The organism is Prolixibacter sp. SD074, assembly GCF_009617895.1.
In the GTDB taxonomy this organism is placed as follows: Bacteria; Bacteroidota; Bacteroidia; order Bacteroidales; family Prolixibacteraceae; genus Prolixibacter.
Genome location: NZ_BLAW01000001.1, coordinates 2653707 through 2679382, shown reverse-complemented (window position 1 = coordinate 2679382; position 25676 = coordinate 2653707). Strand labels below are relative to the sequence as shown.

23 protein-coding genes and 1 rRNA gene are annotated in these 25676 nt (G+C 44.9%); 14 read left to right on the top strand and 10 right to left on the bottom strand.

Annotation, left to right across the window (positions count from 1 at the left end; genetic code table 11):
• The first annotated feature begins 224 nt into the window (after positions 1-224).
• Genes GJU82_RS11575 through GJU82_RS11565 form a run of 3 tightly spaced genes read left to right on the top strand, consistent with a single transcriptional unit; the run spans position 225 to position 2117 of the window.
• Entirely contained in the window at positions 225-818 is a 594-nt protein-coding gene (locus tag GJU82_RS11575) for a LemA family protein (RefSeq protein WP_153632279.1), read from the top strand.
• Positions 819-831: 13 nt separating this feature from the next.
• Positions 832-1269: a TPM domain-containing protein gene (locus GJU82_RS11570; RefSeq protein WP_153632278.1), complete on the top strand. Its 438-nt coding sequence runs from the start codon at positions 832-834 to the stop codon at positions 1267-1269.
• A complete protein-coding gene (locus GJU82_RS11565) occupies positions 1269-2117 on the top strand; it encodes a YgcG family protein (protein ID WP_228488682.1) in 849 nt (282 codons plus the stop codon). The genes GJU82_RS11570 and GJU82_RS11565 overlap by 1 nt, the downstream gene beginning before the upstream one ends.
• Positions 2118-2190: 73 nt before the next feature.
• Here the strand turns inward: GJU82_RS11565 and GJU82_RS11560 are convergent, their stop codons facing one another.
• The 4 genes from GJU82_RS11560 to GJU82_RS17770 are packed head-to-tail and all read right to left on the bottom strand — an operon-like array spanning position 2191 to position 5484.
• Complete coding sequence (locus GJU82_RS11560) at positions 2191-2979, bottom strand: zinc ribbon domain-containing protein (protein WP_153632277.1); 789 nt, start codon at positions 2977-2979, stop codon at positions 2191-2193.
• A 34-nt stretch (positions 2980-3013) separates the two neighbouring features.
• Positions 3014-4114, bottom strand: a complete 1101-nt coding sequence (locus GJU82_RS11555; protein WP_153632276.1) for a Nif3-like dinuclear metal center hexameric protein — start codon at positions 4112-4114, stop codon at positions 3014-3016.
• A 50-nt stretch (positions 4115-4164) separates the two neighbouring features.
• Positions 4165-4500: a MerR family transcriptional regulator gene (locus GJU82_RS11550; protein ID WP_153632275.1), complete on the bottom strand. Its 336-nt coding sequence runs from the start codon at positions 4498-4500 to the stop codon at positions 4165-4167.
• A 12-nt stretch (positions 4501-4512) separates the two neighbouring features.
• Positions 4513-5484, bottom strand: a complete 972-nt coding sequence (locus tag GJU82_RS17770; protein ID WP_153632274.1) for a M23 family metallopeptidase — start codon at positions 5482-5484, stop codon at positions 4513-4515.
• A 178-nt stretch (positions 5485-5662) separates the two neighbouring features.
• On the opposite strand from GJU82_RS17770, the gene alaS reads away from it, so the two are divergent.
• From alaS to GJU82_RS11525, 4 genes are all read left to right on the top strand, one after another.
• Complete coding sequence (alaS, locus tag GJU82_RS11540; RefSeq protein WP_153632273.1) at positions 5663-8284, top strand: alanine--tRNA ligase; 2622 nt, start codon at positions 5663-5665, stop codon at positions 8282-8284.
• Between the two features lie 274 nt (positions 8285-8558).
• Positions 8559-10349, top strand: a complete 1791-nt coding sequence (locus GJU82_RS11535; protein WP_153632272.1) for a long-chain fatty acid--CoA ligase — start codon at positions 8559-8561, stop codon at positions 10347-10349.
• Positions 10350-10378: 29 nt separating this feature from the next.
• Positions 10379-12160 (top strand): long-chain fatty acid--CoA ligase, encoded by a 1782-nt coding sequence (locus GJU82_RS11530; protein ID WP_153632271.1) that lies wholly within the window; start codon positions 10379-10381, stop codon positions 12158-12160.
• A 271-nt stretch (positions 12161-12431) separates the two neighbouring features.
• Positions 12432-13313 (top strand): SDR family oxidoreductase, encoded by an 882-nt coding sequence (locus tag GJU82_RS11525; RefSeq protein WP_153632270.1) that lies wholly within the window; start codon positions 12432-12434, stop codon positions 13311-13313.
• A gap of 44 nt (positions 13314-13357) precedes the next feature.
• Here GJU82_RS11525 and GJU82_RS11520 read toward each other — a convergent pair whose 3' ends face one another.
• Positions 13358-14203, bottom strand: a complete 846-nt coding sequence (locus GJU82_RS11520; RefSeq protein ID WP_228488681.1) for a YecA family protein — start codon at positions 14201-14203, stop codon at positions 13358-13360.
• A 171-nt stretch (positions 14204-14374) separates the two neighbouring features.
• Between GJU82_RS11520 and GJU82_RS11515 the strand changes: the two genes are divergently transcribed.
• The 3 genes from GJU82_RS11515 to GJU82_RS11505 all read left to right on the top strand — a co-directional run bounded on the left by GJU82_RS11515 (position 14375) and on the right by GJU82_RS11505 (position 15670).
• Positions 14375-14902 (top strand): hypothetical protein, encoded by a 528-nt coding sequence (locus GJU82_RS11515; RefSeq protein WP_153632269.1) that lies wholly within the window; start codon positions 14375-14377, stop codon positions 14900-14902.
• A gap of 216 nt (positions 14903-15118) precedes the next feature.
• The gene (locus GJU82_RS11510) at positions 15119-15256 is read left to right on the top strand and encodes a bacteriocin (protein ID WP_153632268.1); all 138 of its coding nucleotides are present in this window, start codon (positions 15119-15121) and stop codon (positions 15254-15256) included.
• A 75-nt stretch (positions 15257-15331) separates the two neighbouring features.
• Complete coding sequence (locus GJU82_RS11505; protein WP_153632267.1) at positions 15332-15670, top strand: hypothetical protein; 339 nt, start codon at positions 15332-15334, stop codon at positions 15668-15670.
• Positions 15671-15895: 225 nt separating this feature from the next.
• Here GJU82_RS11505 and GJU82_RS11500 read toward each other — a convergent pair whose 3' ends face one another.
• The gene (locus GJU82_RS11500; RefSeq protein ID WP_153632266.1) at positions 15896-16114 is read right to left on the bottom strand and encodes a hypothetical protein; all 219 of its coding nucleotides are present in this window, start codon (positions 16112-16114) and stop codon (positions 15896-15898) included.
• Positions 16115-16428: 314 nt separating this feature from the next.
• Between GJU82_RS11500 and GJU82_RS11495 the strand changes: the two genes are divergently transcribed.
• The gene (locus tag GJU82_RS11495; RefSeq protein ID WP_153632265.1) at positions 16429-16608 is read left to right on the top strand and encodes a hypothetical protein; all 180 of its coding nucleotides are present in this window, start codon (positions 16429-16431) and stop codon (positions 16606-16608) included.
• A 102-nt stretch (positions 16609-16710) separates the two neighbouring features.
• On the top strand, positions 16711-17217 hold the full coding sequence (locus tag GJU82_RS11490; protein WP_194831040.1) for a type II CAAX prenyl endopeptidase Rce1 family protein: 507 nt from the start codon (positions 16711-16713) through the stop codon (positions 17215-17217).
• 823 nt (positions 17218-18040) lie between these two features.
• On the opposite strand, the gene GJU82_RS17695 is transcribed toward GJU82_RS11490, so the two are convergent.
• Complete coding sequence (locus tag GJU82_RS17695; protein ID WP_255473968.1) at positions 18041-18169, bottom strand: hypothetical protein; 129 nt, start codon at positions 18167-18169, stop codon at positions 18041-18043.
• 589 nt (positions 18170-18758) lie between these two features.
• On the opposite strand from GJU82_RS17695, the gene GJU82_RS11480 reads away from it, so the two are divergent.
• Positions 18759-18920, top strand: a complete 162-nt coding sequence (locus GJU82_RS11480) for a hypothetical protein (RefSeq protein ID WP_153632263.1) — start codon at positions 18759-18761, stop codon at positions 18918-18920.
• A gap of 934 nt (positions 18921-19854) precedes the next feature.
• Here the strand turns inward: GJU82_RS11480 and GJU82_RS11475 are convergent.
• From GJU82_RS11475 to GJU82_RS11465, 3 genes are all read right to left on the bottom strand, one after another.
• Positions 19855-20337 (bottom strand): hypothetical protein, encoded by a 483-nt coding sequence (locus GJU82_RS11475; protein WP_153632262.1) that lies wholly within the window; start codon positions 20335-20337, stop codon positions 19855-19857.
• A gap of 1 nt (position 20338) precedes the next feature.
• Entirely contained in the window at positions 20339-21703 is a 1365-nt protein-coding gene (locus GJU82_RS11470; protein ID WP_153632261.1) for a dihydroorotase, read from the bottom strand.
• 297 nt (positions 21704-22000) lie between these two features.
• Complete coding sequence (locus GJU82_RS11465; protein ID WP_228488680.1) at positions 22001-22732, bottom strand: polyprenol monophosphomannose synthase; 732 nt, start codon at positions 22730-22732, stop codon at positions 22001-22003.
• A gap of 1358 nt (positions 22733-24090) precedes the next feature.
• Here GJU82_RS11465 and GJU82_RS11460 point away from each other — a divergent pair.
• Positions 24091-25610, top strand: a 16S ribosomal RNA gene (locus GJU82_RS11460).
• The last annotated feature ends 66 nt before the right edge of the window (positions 25611-25676 follow it).

Sequence of the window (25676 nt, the reverse complement as noted above, 5' to 3'; positions counted from 1 at the left end):
TTCGGCAGGAAATGTTTTATTTTGAATGAGTTGATTATGATAGTGTTTGTTAGATGAGACTGCCATGGCGTATCACGGACTGGATTTTGTGTTAACTTGTAAGAAAATATTCAAGTAGTAATTGAGCCACAGAGAATGAGAGAACTTCATAACCTGAATGATGCTCACTTGTGGTCATCCCGGCATTCGTCGGTAAAATTTGATAATTAAAAGAGATAATACACATGAAAAGAGTTGGAATTATTATTCTGGTTGTAATCGTCGTGATCTTCTTCGGGATTTTTAAATGGGGCGTTGGTATCAATAACCGGATGGTAGAAAAGCAGGAAGCTGTTTCGTCTCAGTGGTCGCAAGTTGAAAATGTCTATCAGCGCAGGGCAGACCTGATTCCTAATCTGGTGAATACCGTAAAAGGATACGCTGAACACGAAAAAGAAACCCTCACTTCAGTAATTGAGGCGCGTGCCAAAGCCACATCAGTCAATGTAAATGCCGACAATCTCGATCAGGCTTCAATGCAAAAATTCCAGGAAGCGCAGCAGGGACTGTCTTCTGCCCTGAGCCGTTTGATGGTAACAGTAGAGCGGTATCCTGATTTAAAGGCGAACCAAAACTTCCTTGGGCTGCAGGCACAGCTGGAAGGAACAGAAAACCGGATTGCTGTTGAACGCCGCCGTTTTAATGAAGTGGCCCGTGATTACAACACCTACATTCGTAAATTCCCGCAAAGTATTATTGCCAATTTCCAGGGATTTGAAAAGAAAGCCTACTTTGAGGCGGATAAAGGAGCAGACAGGGCGCCAAAAGTCCAATTTTAAAAAAAAGAGTTTCATGAAAATCGAAGAATTTTTCAGCAAGGAAGAACAGGCTAATATTATGGAAGCCATTCAGGAAGCTGAGCACAATACCAGTGGCGAAATCCGGGTACATATCGACGATAAATGCCCCGGCGACGTGATGGATCGGGCCGCTTATGTATTCAAAGTACTTGATATGCACAAAACCAAAGAACGAAACGGTGTTTTGTTTTACCTGGCCGTGGGAAACAGGAAATTTGCCATCCTGGGTGATGGCGGCATCAATAAGGTTGTTCCGGAGAATTTCTGGGATGATATTAAAAACAAGATGCTCGAATCCTTTAAGAAAGGTGATTTTGCTATCGGACTTGCTGAAGGTATTTCCATGGCCGGACATCAGCTTAGCGAACATTTCCCTTATCAGAAGGATGATGTAAACGAATTATCAGACGAAATCTCATTCGAAAAATAATGAAACAAATTAAACATATTTCTATACAACTTAAGGGACGGTTGCTGTTGCTGGCTTTGATGGTTAGTTTTAGTGCTTTCGCAGAAAACAGTGATTTCCCGTCTCGTCCTGAACCAGCCAGACTTGTCAACGATTTGGCCAATATTTTGCCGCAGCAGAAAGCAATGATGCTGAATGAAAAACTGGCCGAATTTGCCCGGCAAACATCCACCCAGATTACTGTAGTAACAGTCAATAATCTTCATGGTTACGATAAAGGTGATTATGCTGTCCGGTTAGCTGAAAAGTGGGGAATCGGACAAAAAGGGAAAGACAACGGCATATTGATGTTGATAAAACCAAAAACCAGCGAATCGACAGGGAAAGCATTTATTGCTGTCGGTTATGGCCTTGAAGGTGTCGTTCCGGATGTAGTCGCAAAACAAACAATTATTGAAAATGAGATGATTCCCTGGTTCAAAAAAGGAGATTATTTCATTGGCATCGATCGGGCGGCCAATGTGTTGATGGGATTGACAAAGAAGGAATTTACAGCCGGCCAGTATATCAAGGCTACACGCGAACAGAGCAAACGAGGAAGAGGTACCGGAGGAGTTGGGGTGGTGATTTTCTTCATCATCTTATTCGTCATCTTTGGTCGTCGACGCCGCAGGGTTGGCGCTGTTGGACGCGGTCCTTCATTTTTGGAGGGACTGTTACTGATGAATCTTTTAGGCGGGAGCCACCGGGGCTCCTGGAATGATTTCTCCGGCGGAGGCGGAAGCTTCGGTGGCGGAGGAGGATTCTCAGATTTTGGCGGTTTCGGTGGCGGAAGTTTTGGCGGCGGTGGAGCCGGTGGGGAGTGGTAAATAGCAAAACGATATAATAAAAGAAACCCGGTCCAGAAATGAACCAGGTTTCTTTTATGGAATAATGCTTTGTTTATTTGCTTTCTTTCTCTTCTGAGAGTGGTGTCATGATATCCTGGTCAACAAGGATACGACCACAATACTCACAAACAATAACTTTTTTCCGTGAAGCAATGTCCATTTGACGCTGCGGCGGAATTTTGTTGAAGCAACCTCCACAGGCATCGCGCTGCACGGTAACAACAGCCAGTCCGTTACGCGCATTCTTACGGATACGTTTGAAAGCCGTGAGTAAACGATCGTCGATGGAAGCTTCAATCGATTCTGATTTATCGACGAGTTTTTGCTCTTCAACGGAAGTCTCAGAAGTAATTTCTTCCAACTCTTTGCGTTTGCGCACCAGATCTTCTTCGTGTTCTTTCAGGTCGACCTGAGCTTTGTCGATTTCGTCTTTTTTTAGTTTTGCTTCAGCAGTAAATTCTTTGATGCGCTTTTCTGCCAGCTCGATTTCCAGCGTCTGAAATTCAATCTCTTTCGACAGCGAATCGTACTCACGGTTATTACGTACATTATTCTGCTGCTCGGTGTATTTTTCAATCAGCGACTTGGCTTCCTTAATTTCGGCCTTCTTGTTGGTAACCGCAGTATTCAAGCTCTTTACCTCATCGTCATAATTCGTGATGCGGGTTTTCAAACCGGCGATTTCGTCTTCCAAATCCTGTACTTCCAGTGGCAATTCTCCGCGCAATGTGTGGATTTTATCGATTTCTGATACAACTGTTTGAAGCTCATAAAGCATTCTCAGCTTCTCTTCTGCAGGAACTTCATTTCCACCAGCCGGCTTGTTGAATTCTGTCGTCATATCCTGTCTGTTATTTATTGTGTTTCTTAAGTATTTACAGGTACATTACCGGGTTGGTTTTCACCTCCGATAAGCGAATGGCAAAGTTAGGGAAATTTTCGGTAAGTATTTCATAAAAAACTTCTTTAGTAAACTGCTCGCTTTCATAGTGCCCAATGTCGGCAATTACCAGTTGATCCCCGGCATCGAAGAACTGGTGATATTTAAAATCACCGGTAATGAAAACATCGGCTCCGGAGGCTTTTGCTTCGTTTAAAAGGAAACTACCCGAACCTCCGCAAAGCGCCACTTTTTTAACGGGCTTACCCAATAACCGGGTGTGCCGGACAGCTCCGCAACGAAACGTTTCTTTTACCTTTAGCAGGAAGGATTTTTCGTCCATCGGTTCCGGAAGATGGCCGACCATCCCCATGCCTGTTTCAGCCCAGTCGTTTTCCAACGGATAAAAATCGTAGGCTACTTCTTCGTAAGGATGACTTTCCAGAAGTGCGCTAAGAACTTTGCCTTTCCGGTAACGGGGTAAAATAGTTTCCACACGGGCTTCCTTTTCGGTATGCTGCTTTCCGGGTTCTCCCACAAAAGGTTTAGTGTTTTCGCTTCCGCGGAAAGTCCCTTCGCCGGGCAGGTTAAAACTGCATTGGTCGTAATTACCAATGTGCCCTGCTCCAGCAGCGAAAATGGCTTCACGGACTATACCGGCCTGTTCAACCGGCACGAAAGTAACCAGTTTCAGCAGCTGCCCTTTCATGGGCGATAAAATGCAGCACTCCTTCAGCCCCAGCTTTTCACACATCTTACTGTTCACTCCGCCGGGGACACTGTCGAGATTGGTATGCGAGGCATAAATGGCCACATCGTTTTTGATGGCCTTTATCACACAGCGTTCCACGTAGTTTTTGCCGTTCAATTGCTTCAATCCTTTGAATATAACCGGGTGGTGAGCGATGATCAAACCCGCTCCGGATGAAATAGCTTCATCAATGACCTCTTCGGTTACATCAAGGGTTAGCAAAACGGCGTCAACCTCATCTTCCTGGCGGCCAACAATTAGTCCGGCATTGTCGTATGGTTCCTGAAACGAAAGCGGCGCCAGCGCTTCCAGTTTACTGATGATCTCATGTATCTTGAATTTCATTTTTTGTGGTTTTTGAAGACAGGTAGTTTGGATAAAAAAAGAAGGACCTGCTATAGTTCTTCTTTTATGTCGAGTAAGAATTTTTTTATATCCTGCAGTTTCTTTATGACTTCGTAAGTCTCTTCAGTATCCTGCCGGTTTTCTTTTATTTTCTTATGTGCACCTTTAAGTGTCATCCCGCGCTCCTTTACCAAGTGATAAATCAAACCGAGATGTTCAATATCTTCTTTGGTGAAAAAACGGTTGCCCTTCTTGTTCTTATGCGGCCTGAGGGATTCAAATTCTTTCTCCCAGAAACGAATGGTGGAAGGCCGGAGATCGAACATCTCGGCTACTTCTCCAATCGAGTAATATAATTTTTCCGCTTTAGGCTGTTTAAATGGCACGGTATTCGGTTTTTAGTCAAAACTCTGTCCCATGTTGGACGAAATTTCAATCATCTTCTCATACTCCTGCGGCGACAAATCGAGGAAGTAATAATTCTGGGGGTTAACTTTTTTACCGTTTTTATGAACTTCATAATGAAGGTGCGGTGCCGTTGATGTCCCGGTACTTCCCACATAACCAATTATATCGCCGCGTTTTACCTTTTGACCGGCTTTCACATTGAAAACGCTCAGGTGAGCATACAATGTTTCGAAGCCATAACCATGATCGATGGTAATGTGATTTCCAAATCCGATTTTTGACCGCTGAATACGTTCTACCACACCACTTCCGGTAGCGAAAACCTCAGTCCCGGTCGGTGCAGAGAAATCCATTCCGTAGTGAAATTTACGTATTTTATAAATCGGGTGGATACGGTAACCCCATCCGGATGCAGTTCGTTTCAAATCTTTGTTTGAAACGGGCATGATGGATGGCAAACTGGCCAACATTTTTTCCTTGTTCAGGGCCATGTTCATCACATCATCATATGATTTGGACTGAATATAAATCTGTTTGGTCAAAACATCCAGCTTGCGAGCTGTGGAAATGACCAAATCAGCATTGCCCATACTTTCCAGTTGTGAATATCGGTTTACGCCACCAAAACCGGCTTTACGAACGGACGCGGGAATCGGTTCGGCTTCAAAAATGACCCGGTAGATATTGTCGTCCCGGTACTGAATATCCTTCAACACCTTGCTCATATTATCCAGGTCCTTATTCATCAAAGTATATTGCGTGAGCAACCTTTCGTTCTCACGTTTCATCCGGCGAAGTTTGGGGGAATCGAAGAACTGCAGGGACACCATCGAAATGATGACTGCCAGGACTATGCTCGTAGAAAGGTAGCCAAACAATCTCTTGACAAGAGATTTAATGTTGCGTTCAATCTTGTCGTAACTGAGCGTTTCAGGGTTAAATCTATAGTTGGTTTTACCCATGCTGGTCCTTTATTTTACAATATATGTTAACAAATTTAACGAAATAATCTAAATTTGCAAGGATCAATAAAACAGACCCTTCAAACGGTTGCAAATCTAAAATTTTTTTCGAGTTTCGCAGGAGAAAACCCAACGAACCGGGTCGATTTTAACATTTATTGAATTAAGCTTCCTGATTATGAATTCAAAAGAGATACGTCAAACATTTCTCGACTTTTTTGCATCGAAACAACATCGAATTGTTGCCTCGGCGCCCATGGTGGTCAAAAATGATCCAACATTGATGTTTACCAACGCGGGGATGAACCAGTTCAAAGATATCTTTCTGGGGAATTCGCCGGTTAAATCGCCGAGAATCGCGGATACTCAAAAATGTTTGCGTGTTTCGGGCAAGCATAACGACCTGGAAGAGGTGGGACACGATACTTATCACCATACGATGTTCGAAATGTTGGGCAACTGGTCATTTGGCGACTACTTCAAGAAGGAAGCTATCGATTGGGCATGGGAATTATTGGTCGGCGAGTTTAAAATTTCTCCCGATCGTTTTTATGCTACGGTATTTGAAGGCGATGAGAAAGACGGAGTTGCAGCGGACGAAGAGGCCCGGAGTTACTGGAAACAGTACCTCCCGGATGCTCATATTCTGTATGGAAATAAGAAAGACAATTTCTGGGAGATGGGTGATACCGGTCCATGTGGCCCCTGTTCCGAAATTCATGTCGACTTGCGTGACGAGCACGAACGTGCTAAGAAGGACGGACGTTTGCTGGTCAACAAAGATCATCCGCAGGTAATCGAAATCTGGAACCTGGTATTTATTCAGTATAACCGGAAAGCTTCCGGAAAACTGGAAGAACTGCCGGCCAGGCATGTCGATACAGGAATGGGGTTCGAACGCCTTTGCATGGTGTTACAGGGAAAGCAATCGAATTACGATACTGACGTTTTTCAACCCGTTATCAGGGAACTCGGAAACCTGGCCGGAGTAAAATACGGCGATGACGAGAAAACCGATATTGCCATGCGCGTGGTGGCTGACCACTTGCGCGCCATCGCGTTTTCTATTACGGATGGACAGCTTCCGTCGAACAATAAAGCCGGTTATGTTATCCGGCGTATTCTTCGCCGTGCGGTGCGTTATGGTTATACTTTCCTGAATTTCAGAAAACCATTTATTTTCCAACTGGTTCCGGTTCTTATTCAGAATATGGGGGAAGCATTCCCTGAACTGAAGAAGCAGGAAGAGTTGGTGACCAAGGTGGTTCACGAGGAAGAGGAATCATTCCTGCGGACGCTGGAAACCGGTATCCGTATGTTGGACAGCATTATTGGGGAGACGAAAAAGAACGAATATAAAGTGGTCAGCGGGAAGCTGGCCTTCGAACTTTACGATACGTTTGGTTTTCCGCTTGACCTGACCGAATTGATTCTTCGTGAAAACGATTTGGTGGTAAACCGGAAGGAATTCAACGAGGCCATGGAGACTCAGAAGAACCGTTCGCGAAATGCCACTCACCAGGAAACCGGCGACTGGATTCAGCTGCAGGCCGACGATGAAGAGGAGTTTATTGGTTACGAGCACCTGGAGGCTAAAGTGAAAATTACCAGGTATCGCAAGGTGAAAGTGAAGAACAAGGAATCGTATCAACTGGTCTTCAACTTCACGCCTTTTTATGCCGAGTCAGGTGGTCAGGTTGGCGATACCGGCTACATCGAAGCGAATGGACAGAAAATAAGTATTCTGGATACCCAGAAGGAAAATAACCTCATTATTCATTACGCAAAAGAGTTACCGGACGATCCATCGGAAACCCTTGTAGCACATGTCGATAGCCGCAAACGGCAGTTGACAGCCAATAACCACTCGGCAACACACTTGCTGGACTACGTACTGCGGGATGTGTTGGGCGGGCACGTGGAGCAGAAAGGTTCACAGGTGAACGAAGATTACCTGCGTTTCGACTTTTCGCATTTTAAGAAAGTAACCGAAGAAGAGTTGGACGAAATTCAACGTCGGGTGAACCAGATGATTCGCATGAACCTGAAACGGGAAGAGTTTCGTGCTGTTCCGATGCAGGAAGCGATGGATATGGGAGCGATTGCGTTGTTTGGTGAAAAATACGGCGACCTGGTTCGTGTTATTCGTTTTGGCGATTCAACCGAATTGTGCGGAGGGACCCATGTGGAAGCTACCGGTGAAATCGGTTTGTTTACCATTGTTTCCGAAGGTTCGGTTTCGGCTGGCGTTCGACGGATTGAAGCTATTACGGCCGACCGTGCCGAACAAATGATGGTGCAAAATCACAAAGTGCTGAAAGAGGTTTCAGGTATGTTGAATAATCCGAAAAACCTGAAAGTATCAGTTGAGGAGTTTATGAAGCGCAATAATGAGCTGACCAAGCAAATTGAAGCTTTCGAGAAAGAAGCCGTCGGCATTATGAAGCGCGATTTATTACGCGAAGTAAAAGAGATCAATGGGATGAGCTTCATTGCTCGTCAGCTGAATGTCAATAATGCCGCTATGTTAAAAGATTTGGCTTTTCAGTTGAAAGGTGAAATCGATAATCTTTTCCTGGTACTGGCCTCTGAGATTGACGGGAAAGCCAACCTGCATCTCATGATTTCGGACAAGCTGGTGAAAGAGCGTGGTTTCAATGCCGGCAAAATGATTCGCGATTTGGCTAAGCTTGTGAAAGGCGGCGGTGGCGGACAGCCGTTCTACGCAACGGCCGGAGGAAAAGAACCGGCCGGAATCCCATCGGTATTGGAGGAGGCATCCAATCTGGTGAATCAGTAAACAAGATTATTAAAGATATTGCTTGAAAGGCTGCCTTTATGGGCAGCTTTTTCTGTATGAAGGGGATAAGTTTTAGGAAAAAGAAAATTATTTCTCCCCAAACAGTATCTTACTTATGGTCTTAAATACAGACACTTTTAATTATTTATATATGTTTTAAATTTGTGATATGCCGCAAAATCTCATATTTCATACTGAGATAAAACAGCGCAGATGCTATTTTTGTCAGGTGCAGAGATCTGCCTTTGTAAATTGAACTAAACCAATTGGGATAATGAAAGTGACAAGAACATTTGATTTGCTCGATCGGATGGCCGCTAATTTCGATAAGGAGGTAATCATTGCCGGCAAACAGGACGGAAAGTGGAAGACCTATAGCACCCGGCAATACATCGAAAAAGTAAACCACTTTAGTTATGGTTTGTTGGCCCTGGGAATAAAATCTGGCGACAAAATTGTCACGGTTTCGAACAGTCGTCCCGAGTGGAATATTATGGACATGGGGATGGCGCAGGTTGGCGCTGTTCATGTAGCTCTTTATCCCAACCTGACGGAAGAAGAATATACCTACCTGCTTTCGCATTCCGGTTGTCGTGCCGTGGTGGTCGGCAACCGTACCATGTACAACCGCCTGAAGAAAGTATCTGATGCAGCTGATAATGTGGAGCTCTTTTTCACGATAGATGACATCGACAGTGAGCGAAACCTCTCTGAAATCTGCGCGTTGGGCGAAAAACATCAGGATGAATATAAGGAAGAGGTTGAACGAATCAAGAGTGGTATCACGGAAGAGGATTTACTTTCCATTATTTATACTTCCGGTACAACCGGAACCGCCAAAGGGGTAATGTTGGCCCACCGAAGTGTGGTGACCAATGCCATTGCCACTTCATCGCGAAACAAAGTGGATGAAAACGATAAAGCCATCAGTTTCCTGCCACTTTGCCACATCTACGAACGCATGGTCAATTACCATTACCAGTATAAAGGTGTCAGCATTTATTATGCACAGAATCTGGGAACAGTAATGAATGATCTTCGCGATGTACAGGCCGATACCTTTTCAACAGTGCCTCGCTTCCTGGAAAAGGTGTATGACAATATTATTGCCGAAGGGAAAGACCTGACGGGTATCAAAAATTCGATCTTTTTCCGGGCGGTCAGGCTCGGAGAAAAATTCGATCCTTCGAAGAATTACGGATCTTTCTACCGTTTCAAACTGAAGATGGCCCGTCAACTGATTTTCGACAAGTGGCGCGCTGCCCTTGGCGGGGAAATTCGTGTTATTATCACCGGTGGAGCGGCTATGCAGGAACGGCTATGCAGGATTTTCTCAGCCGCGGGAATTAGTATCCAGGAAGGGTACGGACTGACCGAAACAGGACCGGTGATTGCCGTAAACGGATGGGGAAAAGAGGAGAAGATGATTGGTACCGTCGGTCTTGTTTTGGACGGGGTGGATTGCAAAATAGCTGAAGATGGCGAAATTTTGTGCAAAGGCCCCAACGTAATGTTGGGCTATTATAAAGATCAGGAATACACTGCCGAAGTGGTTGACGAAGACGGATGGTTTCATACGGGCGATATCGGAACATTGATTAATGGTCAGTTTTTGAAAGTTACCGACCGGAAAAAGTCCATATTCAAACTGTCGTCCGGGAAATATATTGCTCCGCAGGTGATTGAAAATAAGTTGAAAGCTTCCGGTTTTATCGAACAGGCTTTGGTGGTGGGTAGGAATGAGAAATTTGCCGCAGCCATTATTTCGCCGGCTTTTGATTACCTGCATTTTTGGGCTGCCAAACACAAGATTAACTATCGTGACAACGAAGAATTGACACAAAATCCGTCAGCAATTGGCCGGATTCAAAAAGAGGTGGCCATCATAAATAAAACGTTGGCTCCACACGAACAAGTCAAAAAAATAAAAGTGGTGGTGGATGAATGGACGCTGGCAACCGGTGAGTTGTCGCAAACGCTCAAAGTGAAAAGGGAGGTGCTGATTGAAAAGTACCAGGCCGGGCTGGAAGAGATATTCGGTCATCCTTATAACGCCCGCCAATAATTCGAATAACGATTTCAGATCTACAATAGATGAGTGCAGTAACACGTACATTCGATCTCCTCGATCACTGTTTGAAGAATTTTCCACGTGAAGATGCGCTTTGCAGGAAAGAAGGAGGCGAGTGGAAAAAGTACAGTACAGAAGAATATGCCCGTCATGCCTACCTGATTGCCTATGGCTTAATGGCTTTAGGATTAAGAAGGGGCGACCGCGTGGTGACGGTGAGCAGTAACCGGCCGGAATGGAGTTTCCTCGACATGGGACTGGCATTGTCAGGCGGCGTGCATGTTCCTGTTTATCCAACCGTCAGCGAAGAAGAGTACCGTTATATTCTGGCACATTCCGAAGCCCGGTTCCTGTTTGTCTCCGATGCGAAGATGTATGAAAAATTAAAGCCATTGGCTGGTGAGCTGAAGTCAATAGAAGGGATATTCACGTTTAACGAAGTGGAAGGGGCCAGGCACATCAGCGAAATTTATTCATTGGGCGAAGCAAATGAGGGCCATTTTCGCGGTGTGGTAGGTGAACTGAAGAACAGCATGAGTGAGGACCAGATGGTGACGCTGATATATACTTCCGGTACAACCGGGATGCCAAAGGGGGTCATGCTTTCGCACAAAAACCTGGTTTCCAATTTTAAGGCTCATGCGCAAAATCACGAATTGGGGGATCAGCACCGGGTGATTTCATTTTTGCCACTCTGTCATGTTTACGAACGTTCGATGAACTATCATTTCCAGTACAAGGGAATGGGAATCTATTATGTTGAAAACATTGCTCAGATTATGCCTGCCGTGAAAGAGGTAAAACCTCATCTGTTTAATACGGTCCCCCGCTTGCTGGAACGTATATATGACGGCATTATTGGGAAAGGTGAGCAACTTACCGGAATAAGACGAAAGATATTTTTCTGGGCGCTGGCCCTTACCGGGCGGTTCGACTACCAGGTGAAACTTGGCTTGGGATACCGGTTTAAGTTGGCTATTGCCGATAAACTGGTGTTTTCGAAGTGGCGCGAAGCCCTTGGTGGAAATGTGCATTACATTGTTTCGGGTGGCGCTGCGTTGCAGGAACGGATTGCCCGCGTCTTTGGGGCAGCTAAAATTTGCACCCTCGAAGGGTACGGTTTGACGGAAACCTCACCAGTGATTGCTGTCGCTAATCCGGCTACCGGCGAAATGAAGATTGGCACCAATGGCCCGGTACTGCCGGGCGTTCAGGTCCGTATTGCCGATGATGGCGAAATATTGGTGAAAGGCCCGAATGTCATGCTGGGATATTACAACGAACCGGAGATGACCCGGGAGGTGATCGACGACGGAGGTTGGTTTCATACCGGCGATGTGGGAACATTAGTCGAAGGGAAATACCTCAAAATTACCGATCGAAAGAAGGAAATTTTTAAATTGTCGGGCGGAAAATACATCGCACCTCAGATGATCGAGAATAAATTCAAGGAATCTCTCTTCATCGAGCAGATGATGGTGATTGGAGAAAACCAAAAATTTGCCAGTGCGCTGATTTCTCCTAATTTTGATTTTCTTCATGACTGGTGTGCTGAAAGGAAGATCCATTTTCATGATAATAAAGCGTTGGTTCGTACCCCCGAAGTGATGAGCCAGTACCGGGAAGCGGTTCGTGAAATCAACAAAGTATTGGGCCGGCACGAGGAGATTAAACGGTTCCGGTTGGTTTGTGAGGCGTGGTCGCCGCAATCGGGCGAATTATCACAAACTTTGAAACTGCGGCGAAAATTCGTTGCTCAGAAGTATAAGACGTTAATTGATGATATTTACAATAAACCGGTGTAGTAGCCGGTGACTAAATCCAACCTATCATTTATTCTGAAGGGAAGGTTCATTGTCCGAATCTTCCCTTCTGTATGTGTAAAATGTGTAGTAATGGGTGGAATTGAATTTCCTGAAGAGGGCGGTTTTCGGAGGAATCTAAGTTATTTTTTTCTGATTATGTAAAAATCAATCTTTATTACGGATCGGGTTTTACAGCTAATCCATTACTTTTGTCAGGTTAAAGAGATTTACTTTCAACAGTAAATTGCTTTACGGAATAATCCAGTACGCAATGGAGAAAATTTTAATAACCGGTGCCACGGGCAATGTAGGGTTGGCAACGCTGAAGTACTTAGGCGAAAAAAATCTGCCCGGAGTGGAATTGCTTGCTGCCGTTCGGGATGAGAAACGTGCTCATCATGATATTGGCGCAGGACATTGCCAGTTCATTCCGTTCGAGTTTGATGAACCTTCGACCTATGCAGATGCACTCGAGGGCGTAACGAAAATTTTGCTGGTCAGGCCACATCAACTTTCCGATGTGTCGAAATATATTTACCCGTTTTTGGATGAAGCAGCCCGTAGCGGGGTGAAGCAAATTGTTTTCTTATCGGTTATTGGCGCGGAGCGTAATAAATTGCTTCCTCATTACAAGATCGAGAACTACTTGCTGAACCTGGGAATCAGTTACACATTTGTGCGGCCCTGCTTCTTTATGCAAAATTTTACGACCATTTCCCGGGAGGAGATACTGGAGCATAACAAAGTATATATCCCGGCGGGAAATACCCCGGTTAATTACATCGATGTGCGGGATGTGGCCGAGGTGATGGGACGTGTGCTCACCGAACCGGGCCACGAAAATATGACGTATGAAATTACTGGTTCGCAAACGATGACTTACTATGAACTGGTGGGGATTCTGTCATCGGTCCTTGACCGGGAAATTCGTTACCCACGCCCCAGTACACTGATGTTTGTGCGTCAGAAAATCGGAGAGAAAAAGCCGTTGGCTTTCGTAAAGGTGATGAGCTTGTTATACAGTGGGGCACGGAATGGTAAGATGAATGTGGTAACCGAAGATTTTAAACGGCTTACCGGTCGTAACCCGATTGATTTCAAAACATTTGCCAACGAGTATAAGCAAAAGTGGATAAAACAGGAAAAGAAATAAAATCAGATAAAATCGAAGCCGGTCAGTGAACCGGCTTTTCTTTTTCAATTTCCCTGAATCTTCTTCATACAGCAATGCTTGTATTTTTTCCCCGAGCCACACGGGCACAGGTCGTTTCGCCCGACATTGCTGGTAATTCCGGCCAGCATGGGCTTTTCTGTTTCAAAAAGTGGTACCAGTTGCTGATAATGCTCCTTCCATTTGCCACGCTGTAAATAGTAGCTGTTCGGTTGCTTTTCGCCTTTCTTCAAAATGTCCAACGCATAAGCAATTTCCACCCTGATGTGGTTTTCCTCGGTTCCGGTCTGTGTTTGCTGTTCGTATTCGTTGTAGAATGCCTGTAAAGCGGGCCCGCATTCAGTCAACCCAGCTTCAGCCGCCTGAACGGCCAGCAATTCTCTCCATCCGGTTTTTTTATCCTTCAGCAAAGCTGAAACCTTATCCGCCTGCTTGTTATCGGCAAAAGCCAGGCATTCGTACAGAAAAAGGTAGGGTGTTTTGTGCCCTTCTTTTACCTCTTTCGTTACGGCATCCAGAAAGGTGTCAATCACTTCGGGATATTTCTCGGCGAACAGTCCTACCAGGTAAAGTCCCTGTTCGTTCAGTATATCCCAGTCGGGTGCATCGGGCGTGGTAAAAAGCTTGACAACCGCATCAGCCATCTTCCGCGTGGGGTGTGCTTCCGCAAGAATAGCATACCAAAGCGGCAGGTTGGCATATTGACCGTCCTGTTTTAGCATAAGCGATTCATCGTACGCATGCTCCAGGTGAAAAATGATCTGCTCTTCCAGCTCTTTATCGGTTGGCTGATGGTACAGAAAATCCAGTGCTTCGAAAGGAATTCCATCTTTGTTGTTATGGAGAATGGCCAACGCCTCTTTGTTATTCATGGTAATAAAATTAATGGGGCAAAGATAAAGGAATATAAACTATTGGCTGACTTTTAAATTGAAAGTTGCAATCCTGCCGAATAACATATTTACAACCCTGTTTTTTGATGAACGGTTCAAATTCTTCCGTGAATGGCCCGATCTTTTATAATAACCTAAATATCTGTTATCATGGCAAAGAATGATTCGATTAAAGTAAAATTTACCGATGAACAACTGGATGCAATGAAACAGGGCCTGCAACAGGTATTCAGTGTGATTAACCCGATTGCTCCTGTATTGTCGAGCGACGACCGACGCAACTACGGCTCGGTGGCCGATCAAAATAAGCTCCTGATTAATAGGTCGAAGAGTTACATGGAGCAGTTTCCCAAGCTGAAACCGGCCTTCGTCAATAAGGCTGAGTTCCATCGCGATTTTGCTGCCCTCAAAGAGATCGGGGACCTGCTCATCCTGTTGTCGGATATGCAAAGGAAGCTCACTTATATGAAAATCCTGCTCGACCACGGCAACTACCAGGATGCCCTGGCATTTTACCGGTCGGTGCGGTACAACCCCCAGGAGAAGGAGGCCAGCGCTATTCCGATTTACAACGACTTGAAGAAATATTTCCCAAGTGGAGGCGCCAAAACGGATGGTGAAGGACCTAATCCATCAGGTCCCGAACCTAAATTTTGGCTAAAGGACCTAATTTTTTAGGTTATATAACCTAATGGATTACGTTAAGTAGAAATTGATAAATGTATGCCCGGACAGGGGATTAGTAAAGTAGGATGTGTTTTTGTAAATTAAATTTCCACAGTGCTTTTTTTGTGCATGCTCCCCTGTTAATTTAGTAGGTGAGTTACGTGCACAAAACTCAGGTGGAATCCGAAAAGCCTGGAATAGAGTAGGGAATTATAAACTTTTGTCAGTATGAAAGAACTAGATGAGAAAGAATTAAAGAAAGTTGAAGGAGGCGAGGAGACCCTTCCTGTTTTAAAAAGCGATGGAAGAGGCACATATTATGAATGGCCCGATGGTTCATGGGTCGCAGTCGATTGGCTCGCTTAATCTACAACTTAGAAATTATTTTTATAAATTAGGGGTTACCAAAGATGGAAAACTCCTAATTTAATTCTAAACATAATGAAAAGAATTATTGCAAAAGGTATTCTGCTTAGTTGTATTACGTTAATAATTTTTAGCGTAAAGGCTCAGGAGCCGGCAGGCATAAAGTACGGTAAATGTTACAAAGCCATTGAACTGATTCAGGAAACACTGAAAAATGATTCACTTGCTGTGGCTTGGTTTTGGACAAACTATAAGATACTTTCCGATTATCCGCAAAGTTTGAAGAAGAAATCTCCTGCCGAGGTTATCATATATTTTAAAAAAGAAGAGAATAAAGACTTAATGTGTGTGCATAAGCGATTTGCAAACGATGACAAAGTTTTGTTGGATACAACTGGAACCAGGGGGGATTAGTCGCTAATCTATTGATGTACTGATAATTTTCATTGCTTTATTGGCATTGTTCCTTACTTGGAGTGTTTAGCTAATTAAGCTGAAAAAGACGGAGTCCCCTTGTTTCAGCATCTTGGAACAGTAAAAACCTTGAGTCATTGCAGTTTTTCCCGTGAAAATCCATGTTATAAAAAAGACTGCCCATTTGGACAGCCTTTTTCTTTTGTAAAGATATACTAGCCTGGATTAAGCTTCCGATGCTCTTCCCAGCCTTTTCAGAACCATGAAAATAAAGGCGGCTGAAACCAGGCACATCACCACCAGGATGAGGAAGAATTGCCACAATTCCAGGGTGTCCCGGAATTTACCAATCAATCCGGCTATCAGGTTACCAATGGCGGTAGCTCCGAGCCACCCCCCCCTGGGCCAAATCTTTGTACTTGGGCGGTGCCACTTTCGATACAAACGAAATACCGACAGGACTCAGGAACAACCCGGCCATGGTGAGCGTAAAGTACGTGTTGATACGCCAGCAGGGTAAGTCAGTGCGTTGGATAGACTTTAATTCATCCGAATCCCACCTTGAAACTTAACATCAAGATGTTGGTAGAAAGCTGACGATGTATGAATAAAAGGCGATTCTCTAAAATTAAATTTCCACAGTGCTTTTTTTGTGCATGCTCCCCTGTTAATTTAGTAGGTGAGTTACGTGCACAAAACTCAGGCGGAATCCGAAAAGCCTGTGAAAGAGTAGGAATTGTAATTAAACCTTTTATGTTATGAAAGAATTGAAGTATGAAGAATTGAAAGAATTAGACGGTGGTTCAGGTTGGCCAGATTTATTTTGGATGGCAGGAGAAAAACTAGTTGTTGGATGGGTAGAACTAAGCAAAGCTATGAATGATTGGCAGGTAGCTAATCCAGAGCAAGCTACTTATTATCGGGCTCTCCATCATTAAAAATAAAATTAAAAACCTGTGCTCTGTCGATTGCAAAGCTTATGATAGAGCTACAGTTTTTTATGAGAAAATAGAACGATATTGTCTATGAAAACAGGGAGGATGAAAAAATTTGATACAATCATATTTGTTGTACGATATATGAAACGCTTGAATGTGTTGATTTTTATACTAATTGGCGTTTCAGCTCTCCTTTTGATTTCATTTTTAATTCTGCTATTCCAAAATATTACAGGTATATCCATAGGGAATGGAAGCGAAAACCCATTGCTTAACGAAAGCAAGTTTTTTGTTTTAATCATCGGAATTCTGATTATTCCTTTCTTCGAGACTTTAATTTTTCAAGCACTTCCTTTTTATGTTATAAACAAACTAATTCGCCACAAAAGAAAATTGTGGATGTTTTTAATTGTTTCACCTATTCTTTTTTCTCTTAACCATTTATTTAACCCTGCATACATTTTGGCTACTTATTTCGGTGGCCTTGCACTTGCTTTGATATATTACATTGGTTATTACCGTAAAGAAAATGCAATCTTATTGGTGGCTGTCATCCATCTCATTAATAACTTAGTCGCATTCATCTTTCGATATTTGATTGGTAGCTAGTCACTTTAGGTGGTTCCTGTGAGCTTCAGTATAGATGTTCAGATTATTATATGTGAAGAATTTTAGGGGTAACCCTTATTTGATACTGATGTTATCTCCGGTTATGGTAGTACCGCAACTTCTCTTGGGAGGTATATTGGGTGTTATTCGCATGAAATACGGACCGGTATATAGCATATTATTTCATGCAGCGATAAATTCCCTGATTTTCCTTTGTTTCTTGATAAAGCCCGGGATATTTCTGTGGCTGTTTTAGCCTCATTTTATATTGTATTGGCGGGTTAATTTTATGTATACTATACTCAGACAAAATCTTAAGAAAAGAGAAAGTACAGACGAAGAAAATTATAGAAGTGGAGGCTTGAACAATAGATGATGAATAAACTGCAATTTGGCTAAAGCCAATAGAGTTGTATTTTCCTTCCTAGCCTCTGATTGAAGTTAGTGGCAGCTAAAACATTGAATTTTAATAGGCTCCCAACATTATTTCACTGGAACTTTCAATTGTCCATGTCCTGAGAAGTTGGGATATCCATGAGATCAAGAAGTCTCACAAATGATGGGTTCCCAAATTAATTTCAGTCTGGTCATCATCCGAATTAAGTGTTTACTGCAACCTCTTAAAGGGGCTTTAAAGCAGTGAAAGTTTGTTACTGCATAGCCACAAAGTAGATGTGGAGTTATCGCGTATTTGCAGTATCCATTATCGAAGCGGCTATGTCCCCTTCAGGACCCCGATACACATCGCAGGTAAGGGTGCAAATAAGAAAGACCACCCTTTTGCCAGGCAGCCTCTCTTTCAGTGAAAATATAATCATATAGGTTAAGCTTCCGATGCTCTTTCCAGCCTTTTCAGAACCATGAAAATAAAGGCGGCTGAAACCAGGCACATCACCACCAGGATGAGGAAGAATTGCCACAATTCCAGGGTGTCCCGGAATTTACCAATCAATCCGGCTATCAGGTTACCAATGGCGGTAGCTCCGAGCCACCCCTCTGGGCCAAATCTTTGTACTTGGGCGGTGCCACTTTCGATACAAACGAAATACCGACAGGACTCAGGAACAACCCGGCCATGGTGAGCGTAAAGTACGTGTTGATACGCCAGTAGGGTAAGTCAGTGCGTTGGATAGACTTTAATTCATCCGAATCCCACCTTGAAACTTAACATCAAGATGTTGGTAGAAAGCTGACGATGTATGAATAAAAGGCGATTCTCTAAAATTAAATTTCCACAGTGCTTTTTTTGTGCATGCTCCCCTGTTAATTTAGTAGGTGAGTTATGTGCACAAAACTCAGGCGGAATCCGAAAAGCCTGTGAAAGAGTAGGAATTGTAATTAAACCTTTTATGTTATGAAAGAATTGAAGTATGAAGAATTGAAAAATATTGATGGGGGATTTTATTATTAGGTAGTAGTGGTGTTTTTTGGAGTTCTAAATGGTTCTGGCGTGGTGTTGGGATTGGAGCTGCGCCCGGTACCGCCGGGGCTGCATTAGCTCTTTCTGCTGAAGCATAGTTAAACTTAAATGAGTTATTATTATGAAAGACTTAGAAAAGAATGAATTAAAAAAAGTTGAAGGAGGTTCAGTCCTGGCGGCGGTAGGTGCAGCTGTTTCAATCGCTGCAGGTGTGCTTACGGGAGCCGTTATTGCGGCAGCAGTCGTAGTGGGGACATACTATCTTGTAAAAGCGCTAGTATAAGAATTTAGATGCTGATAAGCTAGTGGAAATTAGACTTTAAAATAAACTGTAAAGATATGAATTTTAAAAAAGTAAAACCCCAATCAAACACCGACTATTTCTTGTTCGGTTTGTATAGCGGTACTGTCTTAGGAATAGTTGGAGCTATATTAGCCTTATTAAACTAAGAAAAGGGCTACAGCTACGTGAGTATAGATTGATTTGGTTTATTAGAATGTTGAGGTGATTATGTAGTAAATAATATTGATGCATTATTGATCTTTATAATTTACTATTCATATCTTATGCTTAGTATTACTAAAAGAGGTCAATTGCAGTGCAGGGCGACCTCTTTTATATAGTTATTATTTTATTGTGAATAGATTAAGCTTCCGATGCTCTTTCCAGCCTTTTCAGGACCATGAAAATAAAGGCGGCTGAAACCAAACACATCACCACCTGGATGAGGAAGAACTGCCACAATTCGAGGGTGTTCCAGAATTTTTTACACCCCAAACCCTTGAAAGGGGCTTCAAGGCGGTATAAGTTTGTTGCTGCAGAGCCTACAAAGTAGGTGTGGGGTTATCACGTATTTGCAGTATCCATAATCGAAGCGGCCAAGTCCCCTTCAGGCTCTTTTAACCTGCCCGTTTTTGACCCTGGCACCAACACGTATCCAGACTACCAAAGAAGAACTTTTTGTACAGCAATTATTAGAGGAACGTGACGCTTTTTACCGGGAGACATCCAGGCTAAAAAGCCAATTGTCCGGCTTCGGTGATTTTACTATAAAAAGGGTTGTGGGATTCCAACCCTTCGGCCTGAATTACCCCACCTGACAGCGTCGGCAGACCTGTCAGCATGTTAACGATAGGAACAACTAAAACCTCTTCTTGTCAACCAAAAAATTCCGACGACTGCCGGGATTCCTCATATGATGGGGGTGTTTTCTGTGTCAATTAAACTCTATCCGGAAAACCGGTTTGTGTCCGCGTAACGTGTTGTCGTTGTTGTAAACTTCGTAGCCGAGCGTCATGGCGGTCACTTTCTTTTGCAGCCGGGCGTTTTTCTCGTCCCAGTACCATTTTTCATCGAACTGGATTTTTCCGATTTTGCTACGGGAAAACTCACCGGAGGCTTCCATTGCCTTCACTTCGTTACCGGTGAATTTTTTCCGGGTAAAGTAGTCTACGGCCGTTAGTTTGCCGGCATAAACCGCATCAAAGATATCGTCGATGAGTTTTTTGCGTTCGAATTTGCTCAGGCATTCCGTGGTCCATATATCATCGGCGTTGGGGTTCAGTATGATGGTATCATACGTAATTTTTCCCATCGACGTTCCCCGGGGGGCCGGGGTTGCTGCCGGCCCCTTCTTTTCCTGACTGCATCCCGAAATGATAAGCGCCAGGGCAGCAATGATCAGAATGTTCCGTGTCACTTTATTTGCGGTCAAAAGTTAAACGTTCGCCGCGAAACGCTTCGTTGAATTTTCCTTTCCCGTCGGCATTTGTGTTTTCGTATACGAGGTTACCATTCACGAATGTGTGGGTTACCTGGTAGTAGAATGATTCGCCTTCAAAAGGCGACCACTGGCATTTGTAGTGGAGATTGTCTTTCGAAACGATCCAGCGCGATGGTTCTACCAACACCAGGTCAGCTTTGTAGCCTTTCCGGATGTAGCCGCGTTTTTTTACGCCAAAAAGTTCAGCCGGGGCATGGCACATCTTCTCAACCACTTTCTCGATGCTGATTTTGCCATTACGGCTCAGTTCCAGCATGGCAACCAGCGCGTGTTGCACCAAGGGTCCGCCGGAAGGCGCTTTCAGGTACTTGTTATCTTTTTCCTCTTCGGTATGCGGGGCATGGTCGGTCGCAATCACATCAATCCGGCCTTCTTCCAATGCTTCGAGAAGCGCTTCCCTATCGTTGGCTGTTTTCACTGCCGGGTTCCATTTGATGTGTGTGCCGTATTTTTCGTAATCCGTGTCGCTGAACCAAAGGTGGTGTACACAGGCTTCTGCGGTAATTTTTTTGTCCTTCAGGGGTTTGGCGTCGAACAATGCCATCTCCTTGGCGGTGGAAAGATGCAAAACGTGCAAACGGGTACCATGTTTTTTCGCCAGTTCAACCGCTTTGGATGTGCTCAGGAAGCAGGCTTCCGCACTTCTGATCTTCGGATGTTCGCTTATCGGAATGTCTTCGCCGTATTTTTCTTTGGCTGCTGCCAGGTTAGCCTGGATGGTAGGTTCATCCTCGCAATGCGTGGCAATCAGCATCTTCGATTTGCTAAAGAGTTTGGCCAGTGTTTCGGGATTGTCGACCAGCATATTACCGGTGGAAGAGCCCATAAATACTTTTACACCGCAAACCGATTGGGGATCAGTTTTCAATACTTCGTCGAGGTTGTCGTTGGTGGCTCCCATGTAAAAGGAGTAGTTGGCCATCGAAACCTCGGCTGCACGGGCATATTTTTGTTCGAGTAATTCCTGCGTGGTTGCCTGGGGAATGGTGTTGGGCATTTCCATAAAGGAAGTGATGCCGCCGGCAACGGCTGCTCTCGATTCGGTTGCAATCTCGGCTTTATGGGTTAGTCCGGGTTCCCGGAAATGTACCTGGTCATCGATGGCGCCTGGCAGGAGGAGTTTTCCGGAAGCATCAATCACTTCGGCTTTGGCCAAAACGTTTTCCGGTATTTCTTTACGAAAAATTTTCTCAATGTTTCCGTTTCGGATCAGGATGCTTGTCCCTTTCATTATTTTACCTTCATTCACCACCTTCGCATCCCTGATGACAATATCCTTCATTTTTAAGTTTGATTGATTTGTTTTTGAATATACCGTGGTCTGTGTCCCACTGGTTTTTGGTTGAAAATAAACATTTTTCAGGGGATTTGAAAGTGCCTGATTTAATCTGTTATCACAAGAAGCTTCTGGTTTCTCTATTTTTGGCCCCCGTTTGGGTTGGGGCAAAACAAAAATGAAGAAACCAGGGACATCCATACTTTTCTTTTAAGAAATCTGAATAATTGCCGCCTTCAGTGAGCCCTTCAGAAAAAAAAAGAACAACTTCGAAGCTGCTCTTATATTGTTTTGTCAGCTCCCTCACCGTTTGTAGGCTCTGAACCAACTTCTGATTTTCATTTTCATCACCCCGAAAAAGGCTTCTCCGAATATTCCGCCGCTCATTTTCGACGACCCTTCCTGCCTTTCGGTGAAGATAATCGGGACTTCCACAATGTTGAAGCCAAATTTCCAGGCGGTAAATTTCATCTCAATCTGAAATCCGTAACCTTTCATCCTGACTTTATCGAGATTGATGGTCTCCAGCGCTTCCCGGCGGTAACATTTAAAGCCGGCCGTCGTATCCATCACGGGCATCCGGGTAACGATCCGAACATATACCGAGGCAAAATACGACATCAATACGCGCCCCAATGGCCAGTTAATCACATTGATCCCGGTGATGTAACGCGAACCGATGGCAACATCCGCCCCTTTTTCCGCGCAAGCGTCATGAAGTCGAATCAAATCTTTTGGATCATGCGAAAAGTCGGCGTCCATCTCGAAAATATATTCATATCCATGTTCAATGGCCCATTGGAAACCGGTAATGTAAGCCGTACCCAGGCCAAGCTTTCCTTCGCGTTGCAAGAGGTGAAGCCTGCCCTCATATTCAGGCATTAAACGTTTAATAATGTCGGCAGTTCCGTCGGGCGAATTGTCATCAATAATTAACAGATGAAACGGATGCCCGAGGCCAAATATGGTGCGGATCATCCGCTCAATATTCTCCTTTTCGTTGTATGTGGGAATAATTACTACGCTGTCTGGCACAATTAATTTTTTTTTGGGTGGTAAAGATAAGATTATTCTTTTTGGTTTAAAGAGTTGTATCAAACTGTGGTTAACGTTTTTTAGTATTTTTAGCAAAACGATAAACCTGGCAACCTGGTGGAAATTTTTCGCGGCCTCGGTTTATTGAGCCCGATTTTTCGAATCCATTAATGAATTACCGGTTTGTCTTGTTAACGAACCCGTGCAGACGTATTTAGGGCGGCTTCACGGTCTGCGGCCTTTAGCGTACTTGCGTGGCCGTGGCCGCACTGGTCGTTCCGGGGGCTTCCTCCGGTCGCCCCGGTACTCCCGTCCGTCCAACCGGCCCCGCTTCGTCCGGCTGCCGGCCTCCGCCCTGCCGCAAAAACAATTAGTAGTTAACAATGAGAAATTAGAAATGGAAGAGGTTGTTGTTGGAGGTACCTCAGCCTGAAGGGCTGAAAGTTCACAGCCCGGGGCAAGGCATCGCCGGCGTATGCCGGGATGACGCCACCCCGGGATAAGATAACGGCGATGAACCCAAGGCGCACATTCCTGCCATCATTGAAACAGAAACGTTCCTGCGCCGCACGGGCAAACGTCGATTAAAAACAGCTTCTATTTGCCCCATCGCCCTGGCGGTCGAAACAACCACCGGTTCCAATTCAAACTACCGCGTGGCCGCGTCTGCATCGAGGAGTCTGCATTGAGGAGGCCTTATATTCCCAAGGCGTTGCCATTGGTCTGAAATAATTTGGCCCTTCAGGCCGAAGAGAAATATCCCGAAAGATTTCAAAATTTTCGATCAGTCCGTCAGGCAGTTGAATATTCAAGTGAAAAAAGAAAGGAAAAAGGTTTGGAGTAATAGGAAAAAATACGCTTTCTTTGCACCCGCTTTCCGAAAGGGGGGCAGCGTTCAGCCGGTGATGAAAAGAAAAAGCAGGACCGGTAAAAAGGTATTTGCGGGTGAGGGTTTCCAGCCGGGATGGCGAGACAATCCGGGCCGTAAAAACTGAAGGTTAAGCCAGGAAAACACACCGAAAAAAAAATCTTGAGGAGTATTTGGAAAGCCGGGAAAAAAGGGTTTATCTTTGCGGCCACGTTTTTAGCGAAAAGCGGGCGTTGATAACCGGTACTGGAGCCTAAAGAAAAAAGGCAAAAAAAGATTTGGGATTAACGCAAAAGATTACCTATCTTTGCAACGCTTTTTTCGGCCCGTCCGACGGCAACTGAGGGTTGGGCAGGAGAGCGAAAGTAAAAGAAAGAAGACAAGTTCATTGAAAATATTGAAAAGGAAAGAAGATAAGCACCAGGAGTTCAATTTTCTTTTAGAGGAAAACCAATCGTGCCAGGCAAATAGACATTTAAACTTTTTAATTACAACGAAGAGTTTGATCCTGGCTCAGGATGAACGCTAGCGGGAGGCTTAACACATGCAAGTCGAACGGTAAGGCCCTTTCGGGGGCACACGAGTGGCGCACGGGTGAGTAACGCGTATGCAACCTGCCCTGTACAGGGGGATAGCCCGGAGAAATCCGGATTAATACCCCATAGTTTTTGGAAGCCGCATGGCTAATAAAATAAAGTTTCGGCGGTACAGGATGGGCATGCGTGGCATTAGCTAGTTGGTAAGGTAACGGCTTACCAAGGCGACGATGCCTAGGGGTTCTGAGAGGATGATCCCCCACACTGGGACTGAGACACGGCCCAGACTCCTACGGGAGGCAGCAGTGAGGAATATTGGTCAATGGGCGATGGCCTGAACCAGCCATCCCGCGTGCAGGAAGACGGCCCTACGGGTTGTAAACTGCTTTTCTGCACCAAGAATAGGCGCTACGCGTAGCGTTATGACGGTAGTGCAGGAATAAGCACCGGCTAACTCCGTGCCAGCAGCCGCGGTAATACGGAGGGTGCAAGCGTTATCCGGATTCATTGGGTTTAAAGGGTGCGTAGGCGGCCCTGTAAGTCAGTGGTGAAATGCTGCAGCTCAACTGTAGGACTGCCATTGAAACTGTGGGGCTTGAGTGCGCCTGAGGTAGGCGGAATGAGTAGTGTAGCGGTGAAATGCTTAGATATTACTCAGAACACCGATTGCGAAGGCAGCTTACTAAAGCGTAACTGACGCTGATGCACGAAAGCGTGGGGAGCGAACAGGATTAGATACCCTGGTAGTCCACGCCGTAAACGATGATAACTCGCTGTTGGCGATACACAGTCAGCGGCAAAGCGAAAGCATTAAGTTATCCACCTGGGGAGTACGATCGCAAGGTTGAAACTCAAAGGAATTGACGGGGGCCCGCACAAGCGGAGGAACATGTGGTTTAATTCGATGATACGCGAGGAACCTTACCTGGGCTTAAATGTGGATTGACCGTTGCTGAAAAGTGACTTTCCTTCGGGGCAATTTACAAGGTGCTGCATGGTTGTCGTCAGCTCGTGCCGTGAGGTGTCGGGTTAAGTCCCATAACGAGCGCAACCCCTATCGTCAGTTGCTAACAGGTCAAGCTGAGGACTCTGGCGAGACTGCCACCGTAAGGTGAGAGGAAGGTGGGGATGACGTCAAATCAGCACGGCCCTTATGCCCAGGGCTACACACGTGTTACAATGGCCGGTACAAAGGGCAGCTACATAGTGATATGATGCTAATCCCAAAAGCCGGTCCCAGTTCGGATTGGAGTCTGCAACCCGACTCCATGAAGCTGGATTCGCTAGTAATCGCGCATCAGCCATGGCGCGGTGAATACGTTCCCGGGCCTTGTACACACCGCCCGTCAAACCATGGAAGCTTGGGGGACCTGAAGTCTGCAACCGCAAGGAGCGGCCTAGGGTAAAACAAGTGACTGGGGTTAAGTCGTAACAAGGTAGCCGTACCGGAAGGTGTGGCTGGAACACCTCCTTTCTGGGGCCGGCACGAGAGGTTTCTGAGAGGAAATGAATGAAGGGTGTTTACTTCTTCCTTTTTAAA

What these genes read in the sequence shown, in the direction of transcription:
- GJU82_RS11570 (WP_153632278.1), top strand. Translation starts at nt 832, where the DNA reads ATGAAAATCGAAGAATTTTTCAGCAAGGAAGAACAGGCTAATATTATG.
- GJU82_RS11505 (WP_153632267.1), top strand. Translation starts at nt 15,332, where the DNA reads ATGAAAAGAATTATTGCAAAAGGTATTCTGCTTAGTTGTATTACGTTA.
- GJU82_RS11535 (WP_153632272.1), top strand. Translation starts at nt 8,559, where the DNA reads ATGAAAGTGACAAGAACATTTGATTTGCTCGATCGGATGGCCGCTAAT.
- GJU82_RS11515 (WP_153632269.1), top strand. Translation starts at nt 14,375, where the DNA reads ATGGCAAAGAATGATTCGATTAAAGTAAAATTTACCGATGAACAACTG.
- GJU82_RS11470 (WP_153632261.1), bottom strand. Translation starts at nt 21,703, where the DNA reads ATGAAGGATATTGTCATCAGGGATGCGAAGGTGGTGAATGAAGGTAAA.
- GJU82_RS11495 (WP_153632265.1), top strand. Translation starts at nt 16,429, where the DNA reads ATGAAAGAATTGAAGTATGAAGAATTGAAAGAATTAGACGGTGGTTCA.
- GJU82_RS17770 (WP_153632274.1), bottom strand. Translation starts at nt 5,484, where the DNA reads ATGGGTAAAACCAACTATAGATTTAACCCTGAAACGCTCAGTTACGAC.
- GJU82_RS11575 (WP_153632279.1), top strand. Translation starts at nt 225, where the DNA reads ATGAAAAGAGTTGGAATTATTATTCTGGTTGTAATCGTCGTGATCTTC.
- alaS (WP_153632273.1), top strand. Translation starts at nt 5,663, where the DNA reads ATGAATTCAAAAGAGATACGTCAAACATTTCTCGACTTTTTTGCATCG.
- GJU82_RS11565 (WP_228488682.1), top strand. Translation starts at nt 1,269, where the DNA reads ATGAAACAAATTAAACATATTTCTATACAACTTAAGGGACGGTTGCTG.
- GJU82_RS11510 (WP_153632268.1), top strand. Translation starts at nt 15,119, where the DNA reads ATGAAAGAACTAGATGAGAAAGAATTAAAGAAAGTTGAAGGAGGCGAG.
- GJU82_RS11520 (WP_228488681.1), bottom strand. Translation starts at nt 14,203, where the DNA reads ATGAATAACAAAGAGGCGTTGGCCATTCTCCATAACAACAAAGATGGA.
- GJU82_RS11525 (WP_153632270.1), top strand. Translation starts at nt 12,432, where the DNA reads ATGGAGAAAATTTTAATAACCGGTGCCACGGGCAATGTAGGGTTGGCA.
- GJU82_RS11555 (WP_153632276.1), bottom strand. Translation starts at nt 4,114, where the DNA reads ATGAAATTCAAGATACATGAGATCATCAGTAAACTGGAAGCGCTGGCG.
- GJU82_RS11560 (WP_153632277.1), bottom strand. Translation starts at nt 2,979, where the DNA reads ATGACGACAGAATTCAACAAGCCGGCTGGTGGAAATGAAGTTCCTGCA.
- GJU82_RS11480 (WP_153632263.1), top strand. Translation starts at nt 18,759, where the DNA reads ATGAAAGACTTAGAAAAGAATGAATTAAAAAAAGTTGAAGGAGGTTCA.
- GJU82_RS11530 (WP_153632271.1), top strand. Translation starts at nt 10,379, where the DNA reads ATGAGTGCAGTAACACGTACATTCGATCTCCTCGATCACTGTTTGAAG.
- GJU82_RS11490 (WP_194831040.1), top strand. Translation starts at nt 16,711, where the DNA reads ATGAAAAAATTTGATACAATCATATTTGTTGTACGATATATGAAACGC.